General features: G+C 25.4%; 1 protein-coding gene. It reads right to left on the reverse strand.

The window, feature by feature from the left end; all coding sequences use genetic code 11:
* The coding region (locus ETC00_RS19645; protein WP_216369607.1) for a hypothetical protein at positions 1-390 on the reverse strand (390 nt) is incomplete at its 3' end.
* Between the last annotated feature and the right edge of the window lie 125 nt (positions 391-515).

Consider the following 515-nt stretch of genomic DNA (forward strand, 5'->3'; position numbering starts at 1 on the left):
TGATGTAGTTTTCTTTTTACTTAAAATTTGTTGTACACGTTTAATGTGAACATACCCTACAGGAACTTCATATTTTGTAACAATAGGGTTTTCTGTATCCATATTTACAAATGGCATTACTACTTTCTCAAATAAAGGAACTCCTAAAATATTTGCAGCGTTTTCTACATGCTCAATACGTAAATCTCTTTCATAATCTACCACATCTAAAACAAGGTATTCATCTTCATTAGAAAAGAGCTGTTTAAAGAAATCATCAAACTCTTTATCACTCATTTTAGAAAACATATCTTTATATTTTTTTGTGTTAGTACCAGTTTCATCTAAAGCATCGAAAACTTGATAAATTAAACTTTCCATCTTTTTTCTTTTATTTTTATCTATAGACATAATTTATTATTCCTCCTCTCTTTTTCATATTAATTTAATATTATGTTAAAAACATTTTTTAGAATAAAAATAACGTAAAGAAAGGAGTAGTTTAAGATGTATTTTTTACATGTTGAATACAATAG

Source organism: Brevibacillus sp. MCWH (assembly GCF_013096935.1).
Taxonomy (GTDB): domain Bacteria; phylum Bacillota; class Bacilli; order Brevibacillales; family Brevibacillaceae; genus Brevibacillus; species Brevibacillus aydinogluensis.